The sequence below is a fragment of the Fischerella sp. genome (assembly GCF_013388695.1).
Lineage (GTDB): Bacteria > Cyanobacteriota > Cyanobacteriia > Cyanobacteriales > Nostocaceae > PCC9605.
Map to the genome: position 1 here is coordinate 1 of NZ_JACAEU010000112.1, position 9,138 is coordinate 9,138.

The following is a 9,138-nucleotide window of genomic DNA, read 5'->3' on the forward strand; positions in this document are numbered from 1 at the left end:
ATGAATTATGTGTGCATACATTTTTGTAGTTCGATGCCAAATCATTGTAGAGACGTAGCAATGCTACGTCTCTACATACCCGTGAATTGTAAATTCATATCTTGATTCAGCAACGCCTAAAATTCATAACTTTCAAAATAAAGATAGACTTCTCAAAAGACTACCTGAACGTATGCAATCTTATGCAAAATTTGTCACTGAAGATTGGCGGATTGTTGTCTTAGTTGACCAAGATAAAAACGATTGTCAAGTCTTAAAAAAAAGCTATGTGATGCTAGCAGTGTTGTAACTAAACAGAAAGGAAATATTGTTCTACACAGAATTGCTATAGAAGAACTTGAGTCATGGTTTTTTAGAGATGTCCCAGCAATCCGCGCTGAGTATGAAAGAATACCTGATTCGTTATTGCAGAAAGCTAGATTTCGGAATCCAGATGCCATTAAGGGAGGCACATGGGAACAATTGGATCGGATACTCAAAAAGTATGGGTATGAGACAGGTTTACAAAAAATAGACTTTGCACAGAAAGTGGCTCCTCACATGGATGTGGAAAACAACCTGTCTCGAAGCTTTCAGGTTTTTCGAGATGGGCTCAGAGCTATGATTAGCTGAAACTATCCCTTTTCTTAAACTAGGAGAAAATCGTGCAACCCAAGTGGTTAGAATGGGCGCAAAAATTACAAGCGATCGCTCAAAATGGTCTGACTTTTTCTGAAAACCCTTATGATCTTGAGCGTTTTGAAGCAATACAGGCGATCGCTGCGGAAATCATGGCAACCCACACCAACATCGAATACAGCTATATATTGGATCTGTTTGCCCGTGATGTGGGATACGCCACTCCTAAAATTGATGTGCGCGGTGCAGTTTTTCGCGACGATACTATCTTACTTGTGAAGGAACGAGCCGACGGCTGTTGGACTTTACCTGGTGGATGGGCTGATATTGGTTTTTCTCCCAGTGAAGTAGTTGTCAAAGAAATTTATGAAGAATCAGGTTATCATGCTCGTGCCGTCAAACTCTTAGCTGTTTACGATAGAGATAGGCAAGGTCATCCACCGTTCCCCCATTACATATATAAGCTCTTTTTTCTGTGTGAACTTGTTGGCGGTTCCCCATCACCCAGTATTGAGACAGAAGCAGTAGGATTTTTTCCTGAAGATGGAATTCCAGAGTTGTCTATTGGGCGTGTGACATCAGCGCAAATTACCAGATTATTTGAGCATTACCACTGTCCAGATTTACCAACAGACTTTGATTAAGTCTAACTATTTTCCACTCAATAAGTGCTAGATAACTGCTATTTCGATAATGCCCACTGTTGAGATGCTGGTTTTTGTGGCTACCGTGGCGATCGCTTCCATCTCACGCTGATTAATCGATATTTGCATTCAACTACTTACAAAACTTGAGTGCTTGAGTTTTTTTTGTTATAAAAGATACGTGTTATTTTGCTTGGATACTGTTCGTTAGCTGAATAAATCACAATCTTAATGATATATACACTTGTCTATTCTAAGTAAGTTGGTATGGTTTTTAACAAGTTAATTATATTCTAAATTATGTTCACATCTATAGTTCATAGTTAGCGTTGTGTTACCTTGGTATTACTTGCAAAGCAAAGTGCTGAACAATTAAGAGGAAATCATTATCGTAATCCAAAAGCAACTAATTAACTCACAAATCAAGTCACCTCAAGTCTTCTTGATTGACCATGAGAATAACAATCGTGGTCTGACTGATACCCGTGAGGCTCTAGAGCTAGCTCAGAGTGTAGATCTTGACTTAGTTGTAGTCTCCGAAGGCAAAGACGCTCCAGTAGCAAAGATTCTCAACTATGGCAAGCTTCAGTATCAAAAGAAAAAACGTCAGAACCAAAGCGCTAGACCAACCGTTAAGGAAGTTAGGCTACGTCCAAATGTGGGTATAGCTGATTATAATTTACGCATCAATCAAGCCGTTCAGTGGTTGAGTAAAGGCGATTCAGTAAAGTTTGTCATTCGTTTACGAGGTCGAGAACATCAAAATCGCGCTCATGCTGGAGAACTGCTAGACCGCATTGTAAGTAATCTAAGTTCAGTGGGTAAAGTTCAGTCGCTTGATAAACGCTCACTGATTGTTCAAGTTATTCCTGCCTAAATTAACCTTTGAGGAATCTCTTAAGGGATTTCTCAATGAAGGAATTGCGCTCAATGAGTGGTTTGAGTCTATCACTCAACCATCTAAGCCATATATTTCTATTGGGCATTAGTCACATGATTTAGCATAGCCTAATTGTCAAGAGCGACAGCCCAATAGAAGATTTCCACTACGCGATTGCTTTAGAAGAAATGGTGAGCTTATGGCAACAGTAAATTATAAACTAACCGGGAAATATCTTCCACCTAACATATCTATTTTGGGAATATGTTTTGTTCCTGGAGTGACTGAAATTAGTAGCGAGCAGGTAACTGAAATACGGCAATTTATCAAAACCGATCGCTTGCTTCAGCATTATTTGGAGCAGAAAATTCTGATCATCCAAGATTGAAGGCTTGACCCCTTAAACTTGCTTCACTTGAGCTATTAGGAAGATGAGGGAGACAAGGGAGAGGGGGAGACACCTTCGGGAAGTCAAAAATATCAAGTCAAAAATCAAAATTAGACTTTTGACTTTTGACTTTTGACTTGTTTTGTCCTCCTTGTCCTTCTTTTTTCCTACTTTACCGAGCCTTGCCCAAAAAATTTTGGAGGTTCGGCGAGGGTGTAAACTTGGGTTTCGTTGGCGATCGCTTTTCTAAGATGCAATGGCAAGTGTAGCATTCCCAAAAGTGCAATCCCATCTAACATCCGGAACCCGCCGCTAGTTTTTTCCTGCAACAGTTGGTCTATCTTTTCTGGGTCGGGTCGGGTATTGATCTCAACCTGTGAACCCAGGATAAAACCCCACGGTCTGCCATAGGTGCAGGTGTGACTGCTGTAGGACTGCACATTCGGAAAAACTGTATTTAGAGTTTTTGCCAAACGAGCGTGGAGGGTTAATTCTCCTGGTGAAACAGGGCCTGCTTGGACAACAAAAAACCCTTTTGGTGACAACACCCGCCGGGCTTTCTCAAAGTATTCCTTGGTGAACAACTGAAATGATGGCCCTGACTCAATGGGATCGCTGAGGTCAGAAATAATCACATCCCATTCTTCATCAGTGGTATCTAAAAAATCAAGAGCGTCCGCTATTACCACATGTAGGCGGGGGTCGTCAAAGGCATTCTGATGCATTTCGCTCAGGTGTTGCTTGCAAGCTTCCACCACTTCGCCATCAATGTCAATCATCACAACCTTGTCTACTGTCTGCCATCGCAGGACTTCCCTAGCGGTGGCTCCTTCTCCGCCACCCAGAATTAATACCTTACGTGGTTCGCCGTGAAAAATCATGGCAGGATGCACCAACGGCTCATGGTATAAAAACTCATCACCAGTACAAGATTGCCATTTGCCATCTAGAACCAGCGCTTTGCCGTAGGTTCCCGTCTCTACAATATACATTTCTTGGTATGCAGTTTTCTGGTAAGCAAGTACCGCTGTCACTCCGTGTGTGTATATATCCCAAGGAGTGATGTATTCGTTTACCCACAAATCTGCACCCACATCGCTACCTGGCATAGAATTACTCTCTCTACTTTTTCTATTAATTGGGCTGATTGGGCGATCGCTAAATGCATTTTTTGTCAGTCAATGTTTGATTTCATATCTAGCTTGAAAATAGGGGAAAGGGAAAAGGGAAAAGGGAAAAGGGGAAGAGATTTTCATTCCCTCGTTGTGGGCATAATTGTTCGTGGAGGTTTTGCACCTTGAATGTTCAAGCGGGCGGGAAGCCGTAACACACTAAACTGTATTTAATACTCAATCGCGTTCAAAAATGTAATTTTACCCCACCCCGCCTGACGGCACCTCTCCCCTTAGCAAGGGGAAGGAAAAAGGTGGGGTTTTATATCTAAGTACGCGACTGGGTAGAACTATGAACTAGGTTGACAACGGATGATGAAAGTAGACTTTCAAAACAGTCACTCATGTGATTTCATCACGCAAAAAAGCACGAAAATACTTTATGCTTCTTCTTTCTTCCTCTTTTCTTCTGCCTCTTGGCTCTTTCAAGACAGGTTAATTGCCAACAATATCACGATCGCGTATTTACCAACAGCGTTTGTTCCAACTGCTTGATTGTTGGTTGAATGGTAGGTGACAGCCTACCCCGAGGAAGTGTCATCAGTACATGGTTATTAGCTTGAAAAGCTTTGACAAGATATTCGCAAGCTTTTTCTGGATTTGTATGTTGACCGCAGGTAAACACATCTACTGCTATATAGCCGTTTTCTGGCCAAGTATGAATCGATATGTGAGATTCGGCTAACAGTGCTAGTGCAGTCACTCCGTATGGTTCAAATTGGTATGATATCTCTTTGAGCAGAGTAGACTTGGCTGTCTTAGCAGCTGCTTGTAAAGCCTCTCTAATGAACCCGATATCATTGAGTAAACCGATTGGACAGCCGTACAGTTCTAAAATGCAGTGTCTGCCAACAGGAACCGAAGATAATTCTTCGGGGGGGTAAGATTGCTTTTCCAATTCTTCCACCTTTACAACAACTAACGAAAAATCAACCCCAAGATGAATCAGGCTACTTCTTGGACTTTGAAGTTCGCCGCGAGACTTTAGATTTTTTATGCTTTTATGCACAGACCTACGATTATTACATAAAAGCAGAAATTAAATACAGAAATTTTGATAAATGATTTCTGAATAATAGGTGTTAAAAATATAACTTAAAGAGACAGTGGTTAGTAGTTAGTGGTTAGTAGTAAACAGCCAACAACACCTAATGACCAATGACTATTGATTAATTCACTCTGGTGTGGAAGTTGGTTCTGGTGTTGGCGTGCCTGTCTCATCAGGTGTTGGTGTGGCTGTCTCACTAGATGTAGGGGTGGGTGAAGGTTCTGATGTGGGTGTATCGCTGGGGGTTGGTGTTGGCGATGGTGTTGGCGTGGGATTTTCCACTGTCAAAGTTAGTTGATAATCGAGTGGATTAGGTCTTCGCGACACAATCACAAATTCATAAAATCCGCTTTCTGGCAGTGTACCTGACCACGCTCGCTTTTTGGAATCTTCTAACAATCGGTATTCGCCCGTAGGAGAATAAATTGACCACAAAACTTGAGAATTTGCCTCTAGCTTTACTTCCATGAATTGATCTTGGCGTAAATCAGCTATAAAAACTTTGCCAGCTGAGTCTTTGAGGTTGCCATTGACTGTTTTGCTAGTAGCACTGGGATCAAAGACAATTTTTTGGAAAGCACTTCTGGCAGCAATAGCGTTGAGTTGATCGGCAACAAACCCGTGCCAAACTTGTCCAATAGGCTGATTGATAAAATTCTTACCTTCCCGTTCTGGAAATTGCTGGAAGAATGCTGCATCCCCTAAATCGTACAAAGCACGGCTAGATACATTCAGGTTGTTGACTTCGACTTTCCAGCGATCGCGATCGGCTCCTCCATAAGTACCCAGTCGCCGCCTAGCCTCTGAACTCAGTTGCGTCAGCTTTTGCAATACTTGAGAGGCGGTATTGTCCCATTCTTCCCGCAATTGAGCATCTGTGGGTTCGTCGGTGAGACTGCGTCTTTGTAAGGTAGGATTTTGATCCCAAAATATCTGATTGACCAAGCTCACATAAAAATTTTCATCAATACCCAATTGTTGACGGCGATCGCCTAATCTTTCTTTACGCGCCCGTTCTTCAGGTGAATATCTAGCCAGAGGATCGATGGGTTGCGGAGTTGGGCTAAATGTTGGTGTCGGCTGTGAGGTGACATTGTCTGAACCATCACCACGAGAACGCAACGAGATCAAGTTACTCGCTCCCCAAAAGCTAACGCCAGCAGCACAGGTAAATAATAAGAACACCAAAATGATTTTTCCTGGCGTCCACCAGGTGGGAGAGGGGGAGAGGGGAGGAGTGGGGGAGGAGCCAGTGCGTTGCGGGGGTTCCCCCCGTTGTAGCACCTGGCGTGGGGAGAGTGGGGGAGTGGGGCGTGAAGAGGGGGCGACGGCGACGGTAGCAGCAGTTGGTGGATTTGAGGCTGCAACTGGGGCAGGAGGCTGAGTTGGGACAATAGGCGGGGTGAGGGCTTGCAGAACTTGACGAGCGTTTTGATAACGTTCTTGGGGGGATGGAGAGAGCATTTTATCCAACACTGCCCCTAAATTGGGACTGAGGCTAATTTCTCGTCGCCATTGCCAAGTGAGGGTGTAACTATCAATTAGTTCTGATGGTTGTTTGCCTGTAAGCAAAACTAACACCGTTGCTGCTAAAGCATACAGATCGCTGTGAGGTTCTACCAAACCTGAGTGCATCTGTTCTGGAGGAGCATATCCAAACTTACCCAGTAAGGTTGCTGGTGGTGTCACAGCACCAGCGTTGGGTTGATAATATTGGGAGGCGACAGTTGCCGCTACTTGTTTGACACCGCCAAAATCAATTAATACTGGCAGTTGGTCAACATTGCGAAGCATTAAGTTATCTGGGGAGATATCGCGGTGTATAACTCCCAAAGAGTGGATGTATTCTAAGACAGGTAGGATTTGCTGTAATAGTTGGCGTACTTCTGCTTCTGTAAACCGTAAACCTTGTCGCAGGCGCGTATCTAACAATGCGCGGTAAGTTTGTCCTTCTACGTAATCCTGTACTAAAAATAAGTATTCCTTACCATTTAAGTTACTGCGAAATAACTCGCGAAAACGGGGAATTTGCGGATGTTGCAGTTTGTAAAGAACAGTAGCTTCCCTTTGAAATAATTCTTCTGCTTTTTGCAACACGTAGGCAGTTTGAACTTGAGGGGAAAATTCCTTTAAAACGCAGAGTTCCCGGAAGCGGTTGATATCTTCAGCTAAATAAGTGCGTCCAAACCCTCCTTGACCGAGTTGATGTACAATTAAATAGCGATCGCCCAAAGTTTGCCCCGATTGAATACCCTGACTAGCCGCAGCATCCAACTTCTCACCGCAATGAAGGCAAAAGCGACTACTAGCTGGGTTTTCGTGTCCTTTGGAGCAATAAACAGAATTCATAGTCAAGGGTCAAGAGTCAAGGGTCAAGAGTCAAGGGTTAACAGTCATTAGTCATTGGTCATTAGTCATTTGGTACGTGTTGGCTGCTTACTACTAACCACTAACCACTATCTACTAACCACTAACCACTAACTATTCCCTAATTAGCAGATTCTAGTTTACCCACTCGATCGGCTGCGATCGCATACCAGATCTGAGCAAATGTACTCCGATCCAGTTTCCCATTGCCACGTCGTTGTCCTGGAAATAATCGGTCAAATTTTCGATTTGTTTCTGTTTGCAGTTGCTCGATTGTATAATCACCTAACTGACTGGCTTGGGCTTTTTGCTGCCAAGTTGCGTAATCTCGTGAGCTATAGCTTCCTAACTTCCGACGCGCACTTGTACTGAGATCAGCTTGTTCTATTTTTTTTAATAACTTGTCAGCATGACTGTACCATTCTTTTCGGAATCTTGCATCTTCTGAATTAGAGGTGAGGGAACGCCCTTTTAGCTCTGGGTTGTCAGTATAAAAAATTTTATCTACCGTTTGAATAAAAAATCCTTCTGGAATTTCTAGCTGTTGGCGGCGATCGATAATTTTAGCGATCTGGGTTGCTTCCTGCTTATCCAAGTTACCCGATGGTTTCGTCGGGGAATTAGAACCATCTGGAAATTTAGGGAGAGTGATCGTAGGAATCGTAATTGATGATACGCCCTGAATAACGGCATTTACCAGCGCCCAAGAACCAACGAAAGTCAAAGCGGCTACGGTTGTTGCTGCCATGCTTACAGCAAACGGACGCAGCCAAACAGGTATGTTTAGAGTTTGAGCGATCGCTTGTGTTTTGTTGTTGAATTTGGTAGCCAGGGCTTGGGCGCGTTTTCGCCCAACAGGTGCAACTACCATAGTCCGGAGTTTAGTAAGATGGGGATTGACAGTTTTGACAGGGGTGGTTGATTGTAAATCCTTCAGGACTTGATCCGCACTTTGATAGCGATCGCTAGGTTTATAAGCCAGCATTTTTTTTAACACAGCTTCCAAGTGAGAACTCGTTTTAATTTCCGTTCCCCAACGCCAAGTTCCCTGATAGCCGTCATAGAGTTTTTGTGGTTCCTTTCCTGTCAGCAGCACCAGCGCCGTCACCCCCAAAGAATACAAATCGCTACTCGGAAAGGCTTTGCCCTGGCGTAGCTGTTCTTCTGGCGCATAGCCTTTCTTTCCCAACAAAGTCCGGATTCCACCCAGTTGAGTAAACCAAAAACCCTGAGAAGCAGGTAATTGTTTCACACCGCCAAAATCAATCAAAACTGGTAGGCTATCAGAATATCGCCAAATTAAATTATCAGGAGAGATATCGCGGTGAACCACATTTTGAGAGTGGATGTAGGACAACACAGGTAAAAGTTGTCGCAGGAGTTTAATTACCTCTTCTTCGCTAAAATTCTCTCCTTGAGCAAGACGTTTTTCTAGCAACTCCTGGTAATTGTCACCCTCCACATAGTCTTGCACCAAAAAGAAAAAATCATGATTGCCAATCTTTGCTTGCAGTGAGGTGTGAAAGCGGGGAATTTGGGGATGCTGAAGTTTTTGCAGTACACTAGCTTCTCGCTCAAACAACTCTTTAGCTTTTTTTAAATCTTGCTGTTCTTCTACTTGGGGTGCAAATTCCTTCAGCACGCACTCTTGCTCGGATTGCTTCACATCCTCCGCCAAATAAGTACGTCCAAAACCCCCTTGCCCTAATAACTTTACAATCCGATAGCGCTTGGCTATCAACTCTTCCTGATGAATAGGCAAAGGTTCACCACACTCGGTACAAAAGCGATTACTCCCTTTATTGGCGTGTTGTCTACTGCAATAAACCTGCATGGTGCTGAAGAATAGATAAAAGGTTTTATTATTTAGCTACAACAAAGATAACCGTTATTACGGACATCCCTCTCAATCTTGAGTGGGAGAGTGGAGCAGTGGGAGAGTGGGCATCGGGCATTGGGCATTGGGCATAGTTAACAATCACCAACCACTAACCACCAACCACCAACCACTAACCACCAAC

Annotated in this window: 8 protein-coding genes; 4 read left to right on the top strand and 4 right to left on the bottom strand. The window is 43.4% G+C overall.

Features of this window, described 5'->3' with window-relative positions:
- Positions 1-243: 243 nt before the first annotated feature.
- The 4 genes from HXY43_RS15090 (at position 244) to HXY43_RS15105 (ending at position 2,530) form a co-directional block, all read left to right on the top strand.
- Entirely contained in the window at positions 244-612 is a 369-nt protein-coding gene (locus HXY43_RS15090; protein WP_290884192.1) for a DUF4276 family protein, read from the top strand.
- A gap of 32 nt (positions 613-644) precedes the next feature.
- Positions 645-1,262 (top strand): NUDIX hydrolase, encoded by a 618-nt coding sequence (locus HXY43_RS15095; RefSeq protein WP_290884194.1) that lies wholly within the window; start codon positions 645-647, stop codon positions 1,260-1,262.
- 409 nt (positions 1,263-1,671) lie between these two features.
- The gene (infC, locus tag HXY43_RS15100) at positions 1,672-2,139 is read left to right on the top strand and encodes a translation initiation factor IF-3 (protein ID WP_269321066.1); all 468 of its coding nucleotides are present in this window, start codon (positions 1,672-1,674) and stop codon (positions 2,137-2,139) included.
- 202 nt (positions 2,140-2,341) lie between these two features.
- Positions 2,342-2,530: a hypothetical protein gene (locus HXY43_RS15105; protein WP_026734584.1), complete on the top strand. Its 189-nt coding sequence runs from the start codon at positions 2,342-2,344 to the stop codon at positions 2,528-2,530.
- A gap of 167 nt (positions 2,531-2,697) precedes the next feature.
- On the opposite strand, the gene HXY43_RS15110 is transcribed toward HXY43_RS15105, so the two are convergent.
- From HXY43_RS15110 to HXY43_RS15125, 4 genes are all read right to left on the bottom strand, one after another.
- Complete coding sequence (locus HXY43_RS15110) at positions 2,698-3,639, bottom strand: fused MFS/spermidine synthase (RefSeq protein ID WP_290884196.1); 942 nt, start codon at positions 3,637-3,639, stop codon at positions 2,698-2,700.
- Positions 3,640-4,153: 514 nt separating this feature from the next.
- Positions 4,154-4,609 (bottom strand): adenosylmethionine decarboxylase, encoded by a 456-nt coding sequence (gene speD / locus HXY43_RS15115; protein ID WP_290884198.1) that lies wholly within the window; start codon positions 4,607-4,609, stop codon positions 4,154-4,156.
- A 267-nt stretch (positions 4,610-4,876) separates the two neighbouring features.
- Positions 4,877-7,099, bottom strand: a complete 2,223-nt coding sequence (locus HXY43_RS15120) for a protein kinase (protein ID WP_290884204.1) — start codon at positions 7,097-7,099, stop codon at positions 4,877-4,879.
- A gap of 139 nt (positions 7,100-7,238) precedes the next feature.
- Positions 7,239-8,951, bottom strand: coding sequence for a serine/threonine-protein kinase (locus HXY43_RS15125; protein WP_290884200.1), 1,713 nt, complete (start codon positions 8,949-8,951; stop codon positions 7,239-7,241).
- Positions 8,952-9,138 lie beyond the last annotated feature (187 nt).

Excerpts from the sequence above, each read along its gene's own strand:
- HXY43_RS15105 (WP_026734584.1), top strand. The coding sequence starts at position 2,342 with ATGGCAACAGTAAATTATAAACTAACCGGGAAATATCTTCCACCTAAC.
- HXY43_RS15110 (WP_290884196.1), bottom strand. The coding sequence starts at position 3,639 with ATGCCAGGTAGCGATGTGGGTGCAGATTTGTGGGTAAACGAATACATC.
- HXY43_RS15120 (WP_290884204.1), bottom strand. The coding sequence starts at position 7,099 with ATGAATTCTGTTTATTGCTCCAAAGGACACGAAAACCCAGCTAGTAGT.
- HXY43_RS15125 (WP_290884200.1), bottom strand. The coding sequence starts at position 8,951 with ATGCAGGTTTATTGCAGTAGACAACACGCCAATAAAGGGAGTAATCGC.